This window comes from Microcoleus sp. ARI1-B5, assembly GCF_036705795.1.
Classification (GTDB): Bacteria; Cyanobacteriota; Cyanobacteriia; order Cyanobacteriales; family Microcoleaceae; genus Microcoleus.
In genome coordinates, this window is record NZ_JAUBVK010000034.1 from 23199 (window position 1) to 45161 (window position 21963).

7 protein-coding genes are annotated in these 21963 nt (G+C 47.2%); 4 read left to right on the forward strand and 3 right to left on the reverse strand.

The window, feature by feature from the left end; genetic code table 11:
* The first annotated feature begins 369 nt into the window (after window positions 1-369).
* The 3 genes from QUB63_RS30085 to QUB63_RS30095 all read left to right on the forward strand — a co-directional run bounded on the left by QUB63_RS30085 (window position 370) and on the right by QUB63_RS30095 (window position 17934).
* Window positions 370-8775 (forward strand): DUF4347 domain-containing protein, encoded by an 8406-nt coding sequence (locus tag QUB63_RS30085; RefSeq protein ID WP_332949036.1) that lies wholly within the window; start codon window positions 370-372, stop codon window positions 8773-8775.
* Between the two features lie 497 nt (window positions 8776-9272).
* Window positions 9273-16589, forward strand: a complete 7317-nt coding sequence (locus QUB63_RS30090; RefSeq protein WP_332949037.1) for a DUF4347 domain-containing protein — start codon at window positions 9273-9275, stop codon at window positions 16587-16589.
* A gap of 76 nt (window positions 16590-16665) precedes the next feature.
* The gene (locus QUB63_RS30095; protein ID WP_332949038.1) at window positions 16666-17934 is read left to right on the forward strand and encodes a calcium-binding protein; all 1269 of its coding nucleotides are present in this window, start codon (window positions 16666-16668) and stop codon (window positions 17932-17934) included.
* Window positions 17935-18409: 475 nt separating this feature from the next.
* Here the strand turns inward: QUB63_RS30095 and dprA are convergent, their stop codons facing one another.
* The 3 genes from dprA to QUB63_RS30110 all read right to left on the reverse strand — a co-directional run bounded on the left by dprA (window position 18410) and on the right by QUB63_RS30110 (window position 21184).
* Window positions 18410-19561 (reverse strand): DNA-processing protein DprA, encoded by a 1152-nt coding sequence (dprA, locus tag QUB63_RS30100; protein ID WP_332949039.1) that lies wholly within the window; start codon window positions 19559-19561, stop codon window positions 18410-18412.
* Window positions 19562-19683: 122 nt separating this feature from the next.
* Window positions 19684-20367, reverse strand: a complete 684-nt coding sequence (locus QUB63_RS30105; RefSeq protein WP_332949040.1) for a YdcF family protein — start codon at window positions 20365-20367, stop codon at window positions 19684-19686.
* 169 nt (window positions 20368-20536) lie between these two features.
* Window positions 20537-21184, reverse strand: a complete 648-nt coding sequence (locus QUB63_RS30110) for a DUF2301 domain-containing membrane protein (RefSeq protein WP_332949041.1) — start codon at window positions 21182-21184, stop codon at window positions 20537-20539.
* A gap of 84 nt (window positions 21185-21268) precedes the next feature.
* On the opposite strand from QUB63_RS30110, the gene QUB63_RS30115 reads away from it, so the two are divergent.
* Complete coding sequence (locus QUB63_RS30115; RefSeq protein WP_332949042.1) at window positions 21269-21931, forward strand: hypothetical protein; 663 nt, start codon at window positions 21269-21271, stop codon at window positions 21929-21931.
* Window positions 21932-21963 lie beyond the last annotated feature (32 nt).

Consider the following 21963-nt stretch of genomic DNA (forward strand, 5'->3'; position numbering starts at 1 on the left):
TCCAATTTTGGCGATCGCACATCACCTTACCTATCCAACTTATGTATCAATTACCACGTTTAAATTGTCACTCCAATGACACTTACGTTTCAAAAAGTTTTGTGGTATATGCAGTGCGCCTTCCTCGCAGTGATTGTACTTAAGTATTTTCTCGCTGTTTATCGGTACTTTAATTAACCAGCTCTTTTTAAAGAAAACTTTATATAGCTCTCCTAAAAAAACTGTTATTGTTACTACAACAGATGAGAAATAACCGAAATTTTACGCAGAACTGCTGTGTCTGTGTAAATCAAAATTGATAGATGGTTTCGGACGCAAGTTACGAAACAGGGGAATTGTTGTCTTTTTTTAACCCCAGTCAGGTGTATTATGCCAAATTTAAACGTTCCAGTTTCTGTAAGAGCGATCGCCTTTATCGATCCGAAAGTAGAAAATTATCAAAGTTTGATCGCTGGGGTAACACCGGGTACGGAAGTAGTAGTGTTGGATGGGAAGAAAGATGCGATCGACCAAATTACTCAAATTTTAGCTCTTCGCAGCAATATAGACAGCATTCACATCGTTTCTCACGGTGCTCCGGGCAGCTTGCAACTCGGCAACGGTAGCTTGAGTTTAGATGATATAGAGTGCGATCGAAATTCTCTACAGCAGTGGTTTTCGCAACGAACCTACTCCACCCGCAAAAATCGACCTCAGATCCTGCTGTACGGGTGCTGTGTAGCAGCAGGCGAGACTGGTAAAGCATTTGTCAAACGCTTGAGTGAGTTAACCGGGGCAAGAGTTGCAGCTTCCGAAAACCTCACCGGAAGTGTAGCAAAGGGTGGCGACTGGGAACTGGAAGTCAGAACCGGTTCAATAGAAACACCGCTGGTATTTGAAGCCGAAGTATTGGCGAATTACGAATATGTTTTGAACAGTTTTGGTGCGGCTGAAAATACTGCTGCTGGGACAAATCCCTACGGTATTGCTACAGGGGATTTTAACGTCGATGGCAAACCCGATTTAGCTGTAACAAACCAAGGATCTGACACCGTTTCTATCCTGTTAGGAAATGGCACTGGTGGCTTTAATCCCGCGCCTATTCCTACCTTGGCGGTGTCAAGTGCCCGAGCGATCGCGATCGGCAATTTTAACAACGATAATTTCCCCGACTTGGCAGTAGTGGGTAGTAACACTGGTGGTGCCCTCTCAATTTTCTTAGGAAATGGTACGGGCGGTTTTGGCAGCCCCACTCCATATCCCACAGGAGTATCCCCTATATCAGTTGCAGTTGGGAAATTTAATGCAGACAACTTTTCTGATGTCGCAGTAGTGAATGCTAGCCCTGGCAGTACCTCTGGTACCGTCACAATTTTGCTGGCAAATGCAAGTGGCAATGGCAGCTTAAACTTCAACACCAACTTAACCGCAAAGTCAATTCCAGCTTTGATGGCAGTCGGCGATTTTAACGGAGACACTTTTTCCGATTTAGCTGTCCCGAACAGTCTTTCTGGCGGTGTTTCCATCTTTTTAGCTAATGGCACGGGCGGATTTAGCACGGCTAATCCTATTCCTGCTGGGACAAATCCTAATTCGATCGCCACTGGGGACTTTAACGGAGACGGCAAAGTTGACCTAGCCGTAGTTAACGGCGGATCTAACAATGTCTCAATTCTATTAGGAAATGGCACTGGTGGCTTCAGCGCGCCCACTGATTTTAGTGTGGGTACAGGGGCCCAAAGTATCGCCACTGGGGACTTTAACGGAGATGGCAAGCTTGACTTAGCAGTAGCAAGCAGCAGCGGCGCTGCAATTTTAATCGGAAATGGGGCTGGCAGTTTTAACGCTCCGATAAACTTTGCTGCGGGGACAGATCCAACTTCTATTGTGGCGGGCAATTTTAACGCTGATACTCTCCCGGATTTAGCACTAGCGAACAATGGTTCAAGCAATGTTTCAGTTCTGCTGAATACACCCACTACGGTAAGGTTTGACACTTCCAAATATGCCGGCAACACTTACAACGTTGATGAAGGCACTACCGACACAGTAATTAATGTCGCAGTTACTATCAGCAACAGCAGTTCTTTCAGCGATGTAGTTGTACCAATTCTCATCGACCCCAGCAGCACAGCTACTCAAGGTGCTGATTACACTCTTTCAACTACATCCCTGACTTTTCCTGCCGGCACTACAACTCTCACCCAGAATATTGCAGTCACTATCAAAGCTGACAATATCGTTGACAGTAACGAACAAATAGTTTTAAATTTGGGCGCGATTACAGGTGGCACGGCTGCTGGCACCAGTCAAGTTAAATTGTCCATCTTGGACAGGAATAGTTCTTATACTATTGCTGCCAATACTCCTAGCGTTATCGAAGGCAATTCTGGCAAAACTCCGGCAACATTTACGATCGCTCGCAATGGCAGCACGGAACTTGGGAGTACCGTAGATTATAGTATCGCCGGAACTGCGACTAACGGCAGCGACTACAATAATATCGGCGGCACTTCTGGGGCAACTGCTGCTACTGGAAAAATTACTTTTGCAGCGGGCGAAACATCCAAAACTATTACTTTGGATGTGTTGGGCGAGGGATTAGTTGAACCTGAGGAAACGATCGCAATTACGCTATCTAATCCTGTTTCACCGGGTGGCGCGCCGACAATTACTACTGCAACTGCGACAACTACCATAACCAATGATGACACTGCCGGCTTCACCATTGCACCTGCGAACATCACTGCTACAGAAGGTGGCGCAACTGGCAGTTACAAAGTCAAGTTAACTGCACAACCCACGGCACCAGTTAACATTAGCTTTAATACTGGCAATGCAATTAGCCCGATCGCCCAAATTACATTTGACAGCACTGACTGGAATGTTGAAAAGACTGTCACTGTCACTGCGATCGACGATACTGTAGCACAAGGAACGCACGCAGGCACGATCGCTCACACAGCTAGCAGTACCGATGCGAGTTATAACGCCAAAGTGATTCCCGATGTTACGGCATCGATTACTGATAACGATAGTGCGGGTATTTCGATCGTGCAATCAGTCGGCGGCACAAATATTGCTGAAGGCGGTGCAACGGCTACCTACGGCGTGGTTCTGACTAGCGCACCTACTGCAAATGTCACGATTAATTTTGACGCGGGCAGTCAAATTAGTGCGATCGCACCTCTGACTTTCACCCCAAATAATTGGAATGTTGCTCAAAATGTGACTGTTAGTGCGATCGAGGACAGCATAGCCGAAGGAACCCACAGCGGCACGATTGCTCACACTTCTGTCAGTACCGATACTAAGTATAATGGGCTGACGATTTCTCCTGTGACTGCCACGATTGCTGACAACGATACCGCAGGCGTGAGTATTTCAGCTACGAACATAACTGCTACCGAAGGTGGTGCGAATGGCAGTTACAGCGTTAAACTAACTTCTCTGCCGATCGCCCCTGTTACCATTAACTTTAATGCCGGAAGTGAAATAAATGCGATCGCTGCTGTTACTTTTGACTCTACTAACTGGAATGTCGCGAAACCAGTCACTGTCACGGCGAAAGACGATGCGGTTGTTGAAGGAAATCATACAGGGACTATTTCTCATACGGCCCAGAGTGCTGATGCTAAGTATAGTGCGATCCCGATTCCGGGCGTGACAGTGGCGATCGCTGATAACGATGTAGCGCCACCACCGCCGACGCCGACGCCGACTCCGACGCCGACGCCAACAACTGTTACACCGACGCCGACTCCGACTCCGACGCCAACAACTGTTACACCGACGCCGACTCCGACTCCGACGCCAACAACTGTTACACCGACGCCGACTCCGACTCCGACGCCAACAACTGTTACACCGACGCCGACACCGACAACTGGCACTCCCACACCGACGCCGACAACTGGTACTCCGACACCGACGCCCACGCCGATACTTGGAAGTCCTGGCATTGTTATTAGTCCGGCATCGGGATTAGTAACTACAGAAACTGGTGGCACAGACCAATTCACCATCAAACTCAACCGCCCACCGACTGCCGATGTGAGAATTGATTTGCGTAGCAGCAATGAAGCAGAGGGAGTAATTTCGACGGCATCAATTACCTTCAATTCTGTTAATTGGAATCAGTGGCAGCCGATTACGATAACGGGTGTGGACGATCGAGTATTTGACGGCGATAAGACTTATCAGATTGTGACTGCCCCTGCTGTGAGTGCTGATAGTAACTACAACGGCCTCAATGCACCGGATGCGACTGTTGTTAACAGGGGTAACACCATACCGCCATCTAACGCTCGGATTGCTGGTGGTCCTAATCTCGATCTGCCTCTTGGTGGTGAGCCCACGGTAAGTTTTTCCCAAGCTAGTTACAAAGTCCAGGAAAGTTCCACAAGAGTCGTTCAAGAAATTACTCTCACTCGCACTGGGACTGAGGAGGAGCTAAACAAAATTTCCAGGGCGTACATACAACCTGTTACTGGTGGTTCAGCGACTTTGGGAACAGATTGGAACTTTGCCTCCAGTTACTCTGGTCAAGTCACCTTTAACCCAGGTGAAAATACTAAAACTTTCACAATTGAGATCTTGCCGGATAGTCAAGCTGAGGGAACAGAAGAAATCGCGTTTCGGATTGCTAATGCGGATAATGCCAATATTGGTACTCAAAGCTCTACGACATTGAAAATTTTGGATAAAGTTTTCACCAACGAATTCGCCGGTCAGACGATACCTGGTTTTGTCGGCCCTAATGCCTGGGGAGACTTCGACAATGACGGCGATTTGGATCTCTTGGTGATGGAACAAGATAGTTCACCAAACCCCTTAACTTCTTCTGAGGTAACAGCATACAAACCCAAAGTGTACCGCAACAACAACGGTAATGACTTTGAGCCAGTTGATATAGGCCTGCCTCGCGTTTACGGAGGTACGATTCGGGACAATAATAATTGGAAATTGCATATTTCCAAGCCTTCTGCTACCTGGGGAGACCCCGACAATGATGGTGACCTCGATATCTTGCTCACAGGCGCAATTGAAACCCCTCAACAAGATATCTACACCACTGGTTCGCGCTACACGCCCATCACCCGGCTATACCGGAACCAAAAGGCTGACCGAACAATTGCTGACACTCTGCAACTTTCTGAGGCAGACAGGTTCGACCCTCCTAGATTTAGTCCAGACAGCAGGGCAAAGCTACCTGGTATTTTGAACGGTTCCGCAGCTTGGGGAGACTACAACAGCGATGGCAGACCGGATCTCGTACTCACTGGTGATACGGGTGCGGGTTATATAGCCAAAGTGTTCCGCAATGACCCCACTGGCTTTAACGACGGCAGTATCTTGAACTACGGCATTACCTTTGAGGAAGAGACTGGGGCTAGCTTACCCGGTGTGATTGGCAATGCCGCCTGGGGAGACGACAACAACGATGGCAAACCAGATATCTTGCTGACAGGTGACACCGGTTCAGAATACATCGCAAAATTGTATCGCAACACTGGCAATGGCTTTACTGAAGAGAGTAATTTACTGCTGCAAGAGCCATACCGAAACCTTAATGAACCGATTAATTACGGCGCTTGGGGAGACTATGACAATGATGGTGACCTCGATATCTTGCTTACGGGTCGAAACCAGCGTTTAAATGATTTTTATCCGCAGTACGGCCCTACCAGAGTGATCCAAAACAACAGCTCTGGGGATAATACCAGCTTTAAGAAAGACCCTTACGTATCCGCAGGGCTTGGTGCTTCCGGTACTTGGGGAGACTATGACAATGATGGTGATCTCGATATCCTACTAACAGAACCGGATTATTCAAGTGGCGGTGGTGTCGCCAAAGCCAAAGTTTACAAACGTGAGTCCAGTTCTTTTACACCTTTTAAACCCATCGACAATGCAGGGCTGCCTAATACATTTATCGACAAGGGAGGGCTGCCTAATAGTGGTGATGTTGTCAGTCCGAATACTTCGTGGGGAGACTCCAACAAGGACGGCAGACTGGATATTGCACTCACGACAAAAGATGATTCATCTGCTGGCGGTGGCAGCTTTGTCAAAATCTACCGCAACAATACCCCTGATGCGAACACACGACCCTCTGCACCTCAAGCTCTATATCCAGACACAAACAATTCCAACGAAGGAGTCAAGTTAACGTGGCAGTCAGCCGGAGGATCGGGGAACCCGATGGACTCTCAAACTCCAAATCAGGGTTTAAGCTACAATCTGCGAGTTTGGACTGTCGATAAAGTTCAAGTTAATAACCAAGGCTTTGAGACTGCTGACATTATTAACTATGTGATTGGCCCAATGTCCCTTGATGACGGAACTCGGCAAGTAGTGCAGTTGGGGAATGTCACCTCAAACTACTGGGGTGGCAGTTGGCTGCTAAAGCCGGATTACTTAATTCCTGGAAAGGAGTATCACTGGAGTGTACAGGCGATCGACAGTGCTTGGGCTGGTTCACCGTTTGTCGAAGGACCAACTTTTACAGTGAGCAATCGCAATTTCCAACCAACCGTCACCATCACCGCTACGGATGCTAATGCGGCAGAAACACGTTGGGATGAACCCCCGAATCCCGGAAAATTCACCATTACCCGTACTGGTGGCAGCCTAGATAATCCGCTGAATGTCTACTACAGGTTCAAGGGTTTCGATGTGTCAGATGGATCATATAGTAATCAAAACAACCTTGCTCTACCAGGTTCATATGCTCAAGATTACGAATTGGTTTCAGATTCCGAACCCCCTAAGCCGTTACCCAGTGACCTGTCCAACAGCTACAACAACTTTGTCACCATTCCAGCGGGTAAACGCAGCGTTAACATGGTTGTCAAAGTCCGGGATGACAGCCTAGTAGAAGGCGACGAAAAAGTGGTTATCACATTAGATCATCCCAACCCCCAAAAGATAGGCGAGTCTTCTACTGCTACTGTGACGATCGCGGACAACGAGCGCAACAACCCGCCTGTCCTCAACTACGGCCCCGATACAACCCCTTGGCATTACGAGTTCAAAACTGTAAGCAACAGCCGATCGACATTCAACTACCAATTTCCAGCGAACACTTTCACAGATCCCGATCCAGGTGACACGCTTACCTACACAGCTACTCTTGAAAATGGCGATCCTTTACCTGATTGGCTCATTTTCGATCCAGATACTCGCACTTTCAATGGCACCAATTCTAAACCTCAAGATTTCAATATTAAGTTAACAGCAACAGACAGAGCCGGTGCAAGTGCCAGCGATACGATCCGGCTGATTATGAATGACAGCAACTATCAAGGTACTGTCATTGACGGCTACATTTCCGGTGCTAATGTTTTCCTCGATGCCAACAAAAACGGCGTCCTCGATACCAACGAACCATCCACCACAACTGATTCAGGCGGTAAATTTAATCTCAACATCCCCTTCGAGACTTTCGACACCAACAAAAACGGAGAAATCGACCCATCAGAAGGCAATCTAGTAGCCACCGGAGGCACTGACACCGCCACCGGCTTACCCCTAGAAACACCAGTCACCGCACCACCAGATGCGAGTGTAGTCACCCTCCTAACCACCTTAATCGCCGACTTAATCGACAAAGGAATTGCACCTGAAGAAGCCCAATCTTTAGTCAAAGCAGCCTTTGGACTCCCCGCTGATATTGACCTAACTACCTTAGACCCCATAGAAGCCACCAACACCAACCAGCCAGGGGGAGTCCAAGTCTTAGCAGCAATGGTGAAAGTCCAAAACCTCATCACCCAAACAGTCGCTTTGATTGACGGTGCATCCAGTGCAGCTACTCACGATCTTGTCAAAGCTGTTGTCAGTTCAATTACCAATCAAATTCAATCCGGTACAGTATTAAATCTCAGCAATGGGGCCGCCTTAGAACCAATAATTCAGCAATCCGCTGCTAAAATCCAGCAGATTGACCCCAGTTTCAACATTCAAAAACTCACCCAAATTACCTCGCAATCGGCGACAGTAATGGCAACAGCCAATCAACGCATCGATCTCGCTCTCAGCAACCCAACAGCAACATCAATTCCCCAAGCCGTTGCCCGCGTCCAACAAGTATCTTTGGGCCCAACTACTCAAGACTTCAAAGCAGTTGGTGCCGGAAGCAAGCCAATTTCCCAGCTAGTTACTGACAATACTGGTACTGCTTTAGATAGCAAAATTCAATCCGTAACCTTGCCTGCTGGGATAGCAACTCCTCTTGTCAGTGGCGACGCCGATTTGGGCAGCAATTCCCCGAGTCAAATCACCGGCACTCAGGGCGACGACATCATCACCGGCACCAGCGGAAATGATGAGATTAACGGCTTCCGAGGCAATGATTCCCTCGGAGGCGGCCTTGGGGATGACACTCTTTACGGCGGCAAAGGTAGCGATACTTTGCTGGGCGCTAGCGGTGATGATATCTTATTTGGCGGCCGCGGTGCTGATATCTTGAACGGCGATGATGGTAACGATATCTTGCTTGGAGGTAAAGGAGATGATTTGCTGACGGGCGGTTTGGGAGATGATACTTTGACTGGAGGAAAGGGATTCGATCGCTTCCTACTCTCTAATGATTCCGGCCTCGATACCGTTACCGATTTTGAGGATGGTAAAGATTTGCTGATTCTCGGTAATGGAATGACTTTTTCGCAATTGGCAATTACTCAAAGCAACGGCATAACTCAGATTAGTTTGGCCTCAAGCGGACAAGTTTTTGCTTCTTTAATTGGAGTGTCGGCCAATCAGATTAATGCTGCGGATTTCAGTTTGCTGTAGTTAGGATTTAAAGTGATCTCGCCCCCTGAAATCGAGAGCGATCGATGACCCGGTTTATCTAAAAAACCGGGTTTTTCCGGAAAAATCGCCCAATTATATCATGTCCGGGCAATTACCCCTAATCTAGCCGTCCCATTTTGGCGATCGCACATAACCTTACCTACAGTAGGTATCAAAAGTGCTGCTTTTCAAATTTCTGTACAATTATACTTACCTTTCACAAATATTTGTGGTAAGCCAATCTCGCCTCGCTCTCCGAAATAATACTTAAATATTTTCTCCGTCTTTATCAAAACTTAAATTAACAAGCTGTTTTTAAAGAAAACTTTATATATAGTCTCTAAAAAAACTGTTAACGTTACTACAACAGATGAGAAATAACCGAAATTTTACGCAGAAATTCTGTGTCTGTGTAAATCAAAATTGATAGATGGTTTCGGACGCAAGTCACGAAACAGGGGAATTGTTGTCTTTTTTTAACCCCAAATAGGTGTATTATGCAAAATTTAAACGTTCCAGTTTCTGTAAGAGCGATCGCCTTTATCGATCCGAAAGTAGAAAATTATCAAAGTTTGATCGCTGGGGTAACACCGGGTACGGAAGTAGTCGTTTTGGATGGGAACCGGGATGCGATCGACCAAATTACTCAAATTTTAGCTCTTCGTACCAATATTGACAGCATTCACATCGTTTCTCACGGTGCTCCGGGTAGCTTGCAACTGGGCGACGGTAGCTTAAGTTTAGATGATATAGAGTGCGATCGGCAGGATCTACAGCAGTGGTTTTCGCAACGAACCTACTCGATCGGCGACACTCGACCTAATATCCTCCTCTACGGGTGCTGTGTAGCAGCAGGCGAGACAGGTAAAGCATTTGTCAAACGCTTGAGTCAGTTAACCGGGGCGTCGGTTGCAGCTTCCCAAAACCTCACGGGAAGTGTAGCCAAAGGCGGCGACTGGGAATTAGAAGTGAGCACCGGGAAAATAGAAACACCGCTGGTATTTGAAGCCGAGGTGTTAGCCGATTACGAGTATGTTTTGTCTACTTTTGGTGCTGCGACTAATTTTCCCATAACCTACAGTCTCCGTAAAGTTGCCAGTGGAGATTTTAATAAAGACGGCAATCTTGACCTAGCCTTTGCAACCACTGGACCCAATCGCAACGTCTCGATCGCATTGGGAAATGGTACTGGCCAATTTAGCGCTGCCACTAATCTTAACACCAGCCCGCCGACCGATCTCACTACCTTCTCTGTCGCTGTAGGCGACTTTAACAAAGACGGCAATTCTGACTTGGTTACGGCTAATAATTCTACTAACAACGTTTCTCTCCTGTTAGGAAATGGCGCTGGCACTTTTGGTGCAGCCACCTACTTTGGTGTGGGGTCAAGTCCTTATGGCGTAGCTGTGGGAGACTTCAACGGGGACGGCAATTCTGACTTAGCTACAGCCAATCAAACCTCTAACAACGTCTCCATCTTACCGGGAAATGGTAATGGTACTTTTGGCACAGCTACTAATTTGATCGTGGGGTCAAGTCCCTATTTTGTGGGAGTCGGCGACTTTAACAAAGATGGCAAGTCTGACTTAGCGACAGCGAACTTGGGTTCTAACAGCGTATCCATCCTGTTGCAGAATGCTAATGGCACTTTCGGCGCCGCCACTAACTTTACCGTTGGAAATAGCCCTAATTACATTGCTCTAGGAGACTTTAACGGGGACAATAATCCTGACTTAGCAACCAGCAATGAAGGCTCAAACAACGTATCAATACTATTAGGAAATGGCACGGGAAGCTTTAGTGCAGCTACCAACTTTAGCGTTGGATCACAACCCCTTGCTATTGCTAGTGGTGACTTCAATGCCGATGGAAAAGTCGATTTAGCCACAGCCAACAATTCATCGGGCAATGTCTCCGTCTTGTTTGGAAGTGGCAATGGCAGCTTTGGGACTGCAACTAATTTTGTTGTGGGAGGCAATCCCCAAGGTATTGTTGTAGGTGATTTTAACAAAGATGGCTTATCCGATTTAGCTACGGCGAACTTTGGCGGTCAAAACTCCTCGATTCTGCTGAATACATCCCCGGCGGTAAATTTCGGTGCGGCAACTTACAGCGCAACAGAAGGAACCGCAGACACGGTAGTTAATATTCCCGTCACTCTCAGCGGCACTCCTGACGCTGCTTTAACAGTACCAATTGCGATCGACCCCAGCAGCACAGCCACCCCTAATTCAGACTACACCATTTCACCTACCTCGATTAAATTCCCCGCAGGTGCAACAGGTGCCGCACTCACCCAGAATGTTGCAGTTACTATCAAACCCGACAATCTCCCTGAAAACGCCGAAACCGCAATTCTCAACTTTGGCACAATCACCGGAGGCGTTGCAGGTACAACAAAACAAACAACATTAACTATTGCAGCCAACGGTACTGTTTCTTATGCCATTGCCGCTGGTATAGCAAGCATTCCTGAAGGTAATACCGGCACAAAACCTCTGACTTTCACCGCGACTCGCAGCGGCAACACAGGCGGGGCAAGTAGCGTCAATTATACGATCGCCGGAACAGCTACAAACGTCAGCGACTACAAAAACATCGGCGGCACTTCAGGGGCAACTGCTGCTACTGGCACCATTAATTTTGCCGCCGATGAAACATCCAAAACTATTACTCTTGATGTATTAGGCGACACCCTAGTTGAACCCGACGAAACCATAGCCGTCACCCTTTCAAGTCCCACAGGCCCAGGGGTAACACCGACCATTACCACTGCTACCGCTACCACAACTATTACTAATGATGACAAAGCTGGCTTTACTATTAACCCAACAGCATTAACTACAAGTGAAGTCGGTGGCAAGGCAGAATTTACAGTCAAACTCAACTCTCAACCCACTGCTGACGTTACCATCGGTTTGAGGAGTGACAATCTTGCCGAAGGAACAGTTTCAACTAATAGCTTAACTTTCACTCCTGCTAACTACGATCGACCGCAACCAATAACGGTGAGTGGTGTTGACGATTTGGTAGCTGATGGTCCTCTACCTTACAAAATTGTCACGGCTGCTGCTGTGAGTACCGATGTTAATTACAATAACCTCGATCCTGAAGATGTCACCGTCACCAACAGTGACAATGAAACTCCGGGAATTACGGTGAATCCCACAGCCGGATTAACTACTGGTGAAGATGGCACTAAGGCTAACTTTACTGTGGTTCTGAATACTCAGCCAACTGCTAATGTGACTATCGGTTTGAACAGTTCCAATGTTGCGGAGGGAACTGTTTCCCCTGCCAGCATAACTTTCACTCCGGCTAACTGGAATACAGCGCAACCAGTAACAGTAACCGGGGTTAATGATAGCATTGTTGACGGCAATATTGACTACAAAATTCTCACAGTGCTTGCTGTTAGCGACGATCCGAATTATAAGCTAGATGCAGCGGATGTTAGCCTCAGCAATAAGGACAATGATACCGCTGGTGTTTCTATTACTCCTACGCAAACAACTGCTACAGAAGGCGGGGCGAATGGCAGTTATCGCATCCAATTAACGTCGCAGCCGATCGCCCCTGTAACTATCACTCTCACAACAGGTAATCAGATAGGGGAGCTCGCGCCTATCATTTTCACGCCCATTAATTGGAATGTCGCTCAAACTGTTACGGTGCAAGCTGTTGATGATACGGTTGTCGAAGGCGCGCACAGCGGTAATATCACTCACAGCGTGAGTGGTACTGATACTAAGTATAATTTACTGGTGGTTCCAGGGGTGACAGTGGCGATTACTGATAACGATGTAGCGCCACCGCTGCCGACGCCGACACCGACGCCAGTCGCACCAACTCCCACGCCAGTCACGCCGACACCGACGCCAGTCGCACCAACTCCCACGCCAGTCACGCCAGTCACGCCAACGCCAGTCACGCCGACACCGACGCCAGTCACGCCAACTCCCACGCCAGTCACGCCGACACCGACGCCAGTCACGCCGACACCGACGCCAGTCACGCCAGTCACGCCAACCCCAGTCACGCCGACACCGACGCCAGTCACGCCGACACCGACGCCAGTCACGCCGACACCGACGCCAGTCACGCCAGTCACGCCAACGCCGACAACATCTGCACCGCTAAGAATTGGAGGTAATGAAACCATTGCTGGTGGCATCGATGCAAAAAATTGGTGCGGTGTAGAAGCTGGATTAGATAAACTTGAGAAAATTCTTGACAACCAATTACAGGCAGTTAACCTACCCATTGTCGGCCCCCTCAAGAACATTTCCCCAGATTTTATTAGCAACTTCAAGACTAAGCTAGTCGATGCAGTTAAAAATGGGGCAAATCAAACAATAAGTCAGTTAGAAAGTAGCATCCGCACAGCACTTGGGCCTGATTTCACAGTCGCTCTAACTGGCAATTCAACACCGGATGACAGCACCTTGCTAATCACCCTTGGCAAGCAATATCAGTTCCCAGATATCAACCTCTCAAAAAACCTAGGAGTCCCGGCTTTAAGCTTGGACGTAGATGGAAAAGCCAAATCAAAATACAACTACAACTTGTCCCTAGGAGTTGGTGTCAGTAAAGAGTTTGGCTGCTACATAGATACCGACAAAACAAAGTTAACAGCCAACATAGACTTGGGTCTAGATGACCAATTCAAGGCCAAAGGCAACTTAGGTTTTTTCCAAGTAGACCTGGCAAACGATACCAAAAACCCTACTAAAGTCGATGCCAACCTGGAAGTCAAGCTCAATGACTTAGACAATCTCGGCGGCCCCAATGATGGCTCTCGCCTCACCTTGCCCGAACTGCAAGGCAACTATCAGTTCAAAGACTTATTCAATGCCAACTTAAAGAGCAATGCCAATCTCGGCTTGCAAGCCAAAACCAGCATCAACGGCAACGCTGCATTCCCATCCTACAACTTCGACTTAGCAGTTAATTGGCCGATTCTCAATTACGCCAACGGTCAATTAACCGGGCCACAAAAACCCGCAGTTGAGTTCAACAATACTCAACTTGATTTAGGAACATTTGTCAATAATTTTGTCAAGCCTATTATCGGGAAAGTTTCTGATGTCATTAAGCCATTCCGACCAGTCATTAACTTTTTGAATACTGACACCAAGTTACTTTCAAAACTTGGTATAGCTGGGTCGTTTGATAAAAATGGGGATGGTAAAGTCACGGTACTAGAACTGGCAGCAAAAATATCGGGTCGCGATATCGATACTCGCTTTTTAGATGCCGTTGCCAAAGTTGATAAGGTGGTGGATTTGGCAAACCAAATAGCCAACTCTCCCGATAAAATTGACTTGGGTTCCTACAGTCTGGGGGCTATAGATGTTTCCGAACCCAGTGCTAATCTTCAGAATGCTGCCCCCGTCCAAAAAAGTTCTGCACAACAAAGCGTTGACCAACAAATTAATTCCAAAACAAGCGGCAAGGTCAAGGAATTCTTAAATGCTTTAAAAGATATTGACGGTTTTGATTTGCCACTCCTGACCAAGCCGCAAACCGCCATTCAATTGCTGATAGGTAAACCGGATGTTCCAGTCTTTACCTACGATATGCCCAAACTGGGATTTGATTTTGACATTCGTAAAGATTTCCCAATCTGGGGCCCGCTCAAGGGATTGCTGGAAGGCAAGTTTAGTGCTTCGGCTCATTTAGGATTTGGGTACGATACCTACGGATTAAACCAGTGGAAAAACTCTAATTTTGCTGCGAGTTCTGCTGGCAAAGTTTTGGATGGGTTTTATGTGAGCGATCGCGAAAATGCTGACGGTACAGGGCCAGATGTTGACGAACTCACACTTGATGCTAGCATTGCAGTCGGTGCAGGGTTGGATGTTGGCATTGCCGAGGGTTATGTCAAAGGCGGAATTCAAGGAAAGGTAGGCATTGATTTGATAGATATCGGAGAATTCCAGCCCAAACAAGGCGGCGACGGAAAAATCCGAACATCGGAAATTACTTCCCGCATCAGCAAACCCACGGAACTATTTGATGTCACAGGAAAAGTCAATGCTTTCCTGGGAGCTGAGGTTAAGACAATTTCAGTCAAATTCTGTGAAAAAACCTTCAAAATATTCCGCAAGCGCATCAGCATACCTTACCCTTGTGGGATTGACTACAAAACAGTCTACGATAATAACTTTGCCACATTTGAGTTAGCTAGCTTTAGTTTGGGGCCGAGTTCTAGCACTAGGGGCAAAGCAATTAACGGTTACATGGCCGGGGCGACTGTCTTCTTCGATGCCAACTTTAATGGAGTCAAAGATGACAGCGAACCGTTCTCACTTACTAATGCTTCGGGCAGTTTTGACCTAGATGTCTCTCTTGACAAGTTCGACAAAAATAACAGCGGCGACCTCGAACCGGATGAAGGCAGAATTGTCATTTCCGATGGCATCAATACCTCTACTTATTTGCCTCAACAAGCGCCTCTATTTGCCACGCCAGATGCTACTGTTGTCACTCCGCTAACCACTCTAATGACCGAGTTAGTCGAGCAAGGAATTAGCGTAACTGAGGCACAGACTAAGGTAAAATCAGGACTTGGCTTGTCGTCGGAAATTGACTTGACTAGCTACGACCCGCTACAGGCAATTACTCAAAACGATCCGAACGGCTTAGCTGTTTATGCTGCACACGCGAGCGTACAAAATACCATTGTCTTGGTAACTAATTTAATTAGCGGTGCTTCAACTACTGCTAAAAATGAAATTGCCGATCGCATTATTTCCACTCTTGCCAACCAAATTAAATCCGGCGCTGTCGATTTAACCAATCCCGCACAATTGCAAACCGTCATTCAGTCGGCTGCAACTCAACTGCAAGCACAGACAGCATCGAATCTTGCACCGGAAGTTGCGAAAATTATTGCAGAGGGCAATCAGCGGATAAAGGCGATCGCCTCCACCAATTCCTCGCCTTCAGATGCAGCCACCGAAATAGCCCGGGTACAACTGGTAGAACAGGGTGAAGTCGCCAAAGACTTGCAGCAAGTAGCAGCAGGAACTAAAACGATTCAGCAGGCGATAGCAGAAAATACGGGTGCATCTTTAAATACCCAAATTCAGTCGGCGACAGCTAACAACCCGAATGTCGGAAATACTGTAACAGATGATTCCAGCGCACCTTCAAATCCCCAAGAACCCTTTCCCGATAGCGGTATTGAATTAGTCAAAGACGGTCAAAACTTTACCGAAAGCACTGATGGTGATGATACTCTAGTCGGTAGCGCTGCTGATGACATTTTGCGCGGCCAAAAGGGAAATGATTTCCTATTTAGTCTAGATGGCAATGATTGGATGAATGGCAATCAAGGCAGTGACTTGACTGATGGCGGAATCGGCGACGATACTCTCTACGGCGGTAAGGGTTTTGATACCTTGACAGGCGGCGCTGGTAATGACTTTATTTCTGGCAATCGAGGCGAGGACATCCTGATGGGTGAAAAGGGTGAAGATACTCTCTACGGCGGTCAAGGTAATGATATCTTGGTAGGAGGTGAGGGTAACGATTTCCTCAGTGGCGATTTGGGAGATGATACCTTAGTAGGGGATGTAGGGAGCGATCGCTTCTTGCTTTCCACCAATTTTGGTATTGACACCATCGATGACTTTGAAGTCGGTCAAGACTTGTTAGTATTAGGTAAGGGGCTGACTTTTTCGCAATTGGCGATTAGTCAAGATAACGGTGCAACATTAATCCGGTTTGCCCAAACTGGGGAGATTTTGGCTTCTATCAGTGGAGTTTCTGCTGGCAGTATTGGCGCAGGGAGTTTTGGATTAATTTGAAGAAGACCGGGCGGTTTCAACCACCTCTATACAAACACAACCCGACGGGAGCGGGTTGAAGAGTAAGCGGTTAAAATTGTCTTATTTTCTTCAGTCCGCACCTGCTGATTCCAGTGTAGTCACCCTCTTAACCAGCTTAATCGCCGACTTAACCGACAAAGGAATTGAACCAGAATCAGCGCAATCTTTAGTCAAAGCAGCCTTTGGACTCCCCGCTGATATTGACCTAACTAGCTTAGACCCCATAGAAGCCACCAACACCAACCAACCGGGCAGAGTCCAAGTCTTAGCAGCCATGGTGAAAGTCCAAAACATCATCACTCAAACAGCCGCTTTGATTGACGGTGCATCTAGTGCAGCCAATCACGATCTTGTCAAAGCTGTTGTCAGTTCAATGGGCGATAAAATTCAAGGCGGTGCTATCTTAAATCTCAGCAACGGGGCCGCCTTAGAACCAATAATTCTGCAATCCGCTGCTAAAATACAGCAGATTGACCCCAGTTTGAAAATTCAAACTGTCACCCAAATTACCCAGCAAGCAGCGACAGTAATGGCAACAGCAAATCAGCGCATCGATCTCGCTCTCAGCAACCCAACAGCAACATCAATTCCCGAAGCCGTGGCCCGCGTCCAACAAGTAGCCTTGGGCGCAACCAGTCAAGACTTCAAAGCAGTCGGTGCCGGAAGCAAGCCAATTTCCCAGCTAGTTACTGACAATACTGGTGCTGCTTTAGATAGCAAAATTCAATCCGCAATCTTGCCGACAGGCCTTGCGGTTCCTGTTGTCACCGGCGACGCCAATTTTAGCAGCAATTCCCCAGGTATAATCAAGGGTACAAATAGCAACGACACCCTCACCGGCAGCAGCGGCAATGATGCCATCTACGGTTTGCGGGGCAATGATTCCCTAGACGGCGGCCTTGGGGATGACACTCTTTTCGGTGGCAAAGGTAGCGATACTTTGCTGGGTTCTAGCGGTAATGATATCTTGTTTGGCGGTCAAGGAGATGATACTTTGCTGGGCGGCGATGGTAATGATATCTTGTTTGGCGGCAAAGGAGATAATTTACTGAATGGCGGTTTAGGAAATGATACTTTGACAGGAGGAATAGGAGTCAATAAATTTGTAATTGCCACCAACTCCGGGACTGATACTATTACCGATTTTGAATTTGGTCTAGACGTTTTAGTATTGGGTAACGGGCTGGTTTCCGGGCAATTGACGATTAGTGAAGAGCGAGGTAAAACATTAGTCAGGTTTACCCAAACAGGGGAGCTTTTAGCTACTATCAACGGAGTTGCTGGCGGCAGAAGCCTTAGCGCGATTAATTTGGGATTGTTTTGATAAGACGGGGCGGTTGAAACCGCGTCTATACAGACACTCACGCGACGGGAGCGGGTTTCCGAGTGTAGAAGAAAACCGGGCGGTTGAAACCGCGTCTATAAAGACAAAACCCGACGGGAGCGGGTTGAAGAGTAGGCGGTTAAAATTGCGTTTTTTCTTCAGTCGGCCCGAAAGCGGACATCGTTTGTATAGACGCGGTTTCAACCGCCGTCTTATCTTCAGTCGGCCCGAAAGCGGACATTGTTTGTATAGACGGGGTTTCAACCGCCGAGGGCCCATCGCACAATCAGGGGCTAGATCCCCCCTAACCCCCCTTAAAAAGGGGGGGACAAGAGTTATCAAAGTCCTCCTTCAGAAGGGGGACAAGAATCCGATAGACAGTCAACCCCTACTCCCCTTCAGAAGGGGGATTTAGGGGGATCTAGACTCGGCGATAATCGAGATTTCTATGGTTAAATACGATCGCTAATACCAATCAACAGCGCTGATATCGCATACCCGGTAACTGCGAAACTAATCCCAACAATTCCAACTGCAAAAGAATACCAGAAACCGTTCCCGCTTCCAATCGGGCGGCCTCCACAATTGTATCAAAAGAACTTGTCCCAGAGCCGATCGCCCGCAACACTACAGCCCACTCCGCATCCAACGGCGGCTCTTGCCTTTGAGGGGCTGGATTTGCCGGAAACAGCGACAACTGCTGCGCGCTATCCAATTTTGGCATAGCTCCGAGCATTTCCAATAACCTGTCTTCGCTTAAGAGTCGATCGCTATTCGGGAGAATCGGATGAGCACCTTTACTCAGCAACTCCAAACATCCAAACGATCGCTCATCATCCAACCTTGCCGTCAAAACATACACATCCCGGCAAAAATCATTAGCTTGATAAGCAGTAATTAACGCGCCCGATTTCTGCGGAGCTTCTATCACAATTGTAGCGCGGCTCAAGCCAGCAATTATCCGATTTCGGCGCGGAAAATTAGTTTTATTCGGTTGAGTGCCCGCCGGATATTCGCTAATTGCCAATCCCTGCTGTAAAATGCGATCGCACAACCGCTCATTCGGCTTAGGATAAACGATATCGACCCCAGTGCCAAAAACAGCCAAAGTCCGGCCTCCCGCCTCCAAACAGCTTGTATGAGCCTCAGTATCAATACCTGCGGCGAGTCCCGAAACAACAGTAAAACCGTTGGTAGCCAAAGCCGCACTAAATTTGCGAGTCCAGCGGCGGCCGTATTCCGAAGGACTGCGAGTCCCAACAATTGCCACCGTCGGCGTAATTCCGCAATTCTCTTTGAGGTCAACTAAACCGCGATAATAAAGCACCGGCGGCGGATTGGGAATTTCTAATAATAAGCTGGGATAATCTTTATCGGCGGGCGTCCAGAAACAGGGATTTTTGATAAGATGTTGTTCGATAAATTCTTCGGGATTGAGTTGCGATCTTTCTTGCAAAACCGTTTCAATTTTATGCTTGCTAAACCCTTCTATTTGCATTAAATCTACAGGCTTTGCCGTCCAAGCTTCTGCCAAAGTAGGGAAGTGTTGGTGCAATCTTTGCAACAAAATCGGCCCGATACCGCTAATCTGCGACCATGCTAACCAGTAAGCGCGTTCTTCTAGCAACGACTTGCCCTCAATTTATATGAGAATGATTTTATCATTTTGGGTGGGATATAGATTTTTTTAACGAACCGCGAAGGCGCAAAGAACGCGAAGGGAAGAAAAGAAGGGTTGAAAAGTAATGGCTAGGCTTTCCAATCGACAAAACGGGCATAAATATAAGCAATTATTTCCCCAGTCACAGTCCGAAAACCTTCGCTGGATTTCCACCATTCTTGCGGGTTGTAATCTTGCGGTTCCGCAGCTATTATCCCGACTTTAATCTCGGGATTCAGGACTTCTTTGAAAACCATCCAACTTCGGCGGGCGTGAGGGCCAAAAGAATAGAGATTAATTGAGTCAACTTTTAGGGCAGATGCAGCTAGCCAATCTCGAAGTGCGATCGCAGAAGCAGCAGTGCGGTGTTTCACAACATTCGGTGCGGGTACGGCTACTACTTTGTCTTTATCAAATCCTAGCGCAATACAAGTCGCGGCGGTCAGTTCCGCATAATTTTTATATTCAGCGAGGTAGTAGCCTTTAGCTACCGGAATTCCCGTTGTAATTAATTGGCGGTATCCGCCTTTTTTGAATTCGGCGATCGCACTTTCGACTGCATAATCCGGCAACCACCCTTCTACAACCAGTAGATCTGCTTTAATCGGCGCATTTACCGCCAAAAATGGATGAATATTTGTGATAATTAAGAGCATTGCAATGATTAAACCCACGATCGCAATTACCCAACCTTCCCAGGTAATCGCCCACATTTCTCGGCGGCGGATTAGACTAATTTTGATTTTGAGTTTTCGCAGTCTGGCAAAATTCATATCAATCAAATTATTGACGATTTACGCACCAGACGGCTATAAACCCGGTTTCTAGAGTCGGAGTGCGATCGCGAACTGTTCTTATATAAATCCCGCCAAGAAATCTAACTTCTTGGCGCGCAATTACATCCGTTAAATCCGCTACATAATCCGTTGCCGAACTTCTCTACTATTTGTGTTTGAGATACTCAAAAACGCTCTTATCCCCGATATCCTGCGGCATGGGTTGAAAGAACTTGCGCACCGCAAAAATGATAAACAAAATCGCCCAAAGCCCCAGCAACAACTGTTCGTTTTCCGGTGACAAAAATCCGAAAATATGCCCTAAAATTAACAGCGGAACTCCCGGAGTCAAAAACTTAGTTTCTAGGCGGTTGAAGCAGAAAGCCTCCTTAAAATAAATGCCATTCAAGGCGGCAAAAGTAAAGCCAATTCCCCACAAAGTCGCTGGATGTTCGTACACAGCTAAAGCTAAAGGTTCGCTGCTTTGTAGGGCGACAAACAAAGCTGCCGCGCCGCCGATCGCCCAAAACGCCTGTAACGTGCGGTGCAGCGCAATCATGTAAATGTGAATAGTTGCCAAGCTAACGCCTAAAGCAATCCAGAAACACGCAAAAACAGGCGTTACAGCTTGGATTGCAGTTGGGTTGTCGCTTTGTTGAAGCACCAGAGTAGCGCCCACCGCCAAACACAGCGCCGCCACCCCCAATCCGGCGCGGTAGATCAGCACTCCCGCGCGATCGCTTTGAGTAATCGTAAACTCGCCGAATTGGCCTTGATAGACTTCCGATTCATCAGGCGATTTCAGTAATTGCATCACAGCTTCCTCCTATCTATCAGACACGAATGTACTTCTGCCAAGATATACTTTATTGATAAACCGATACAGCGAGACCGAGCGATGCCTAAATTTGACAAGCCTGAACTTAACAAGTCTAAAGTTAACAAGTGTAAATTTGACGATCGCCCAAATCACAGCAAATCCCTTCCCTCAGCATCGGAACTTCCTTTAGTTCAGCTTGATGAAACCATTGTAGCAGGCAGAAGACCGAAACCGCTAAACGACTTCCAGCGCCTGCTGGTGGAAGTACCCGAATTGAGAGCGGGGTTCGAGCCAGAAATGTTCGCCCATCTCCTGGAAAATATCCCATTTAATCCCAAGCAATTTGAAACCAAAATTAGGAAAATTTTAGGCTCTAAAAATATTGATGTCAGCCTTGAAAATTCAATCAAATATCTAGATTACATCAAACAAACTATTCAATTCCCGTGCCACGTTACCGGTATAGAAGAGTTTGAATGGGAAGAAGAATATACAATGGGTTCGGGCAGCCAAACAGAATATGCAAAGCTCAAAAAAACTCAACCTTCTCATGCTGATACTTTTACAATTTCTCGGTTGGAGGATTTGCTTGTTCGCGAAGACGGCATATTTTCCCAAGTGCAGCGCTTGGGCGATTGCAGAAAGTTTATGCTGCCTTTAGCTGATTTAAAATCTGTTGATATAACCTCGCTAAACTATCAGTTATTGCATGATTATTCAGTGTGGTTTGTCAACTATTAAGGAAGTCTTGGAAGAGTGGAAGAAGGGAGAGG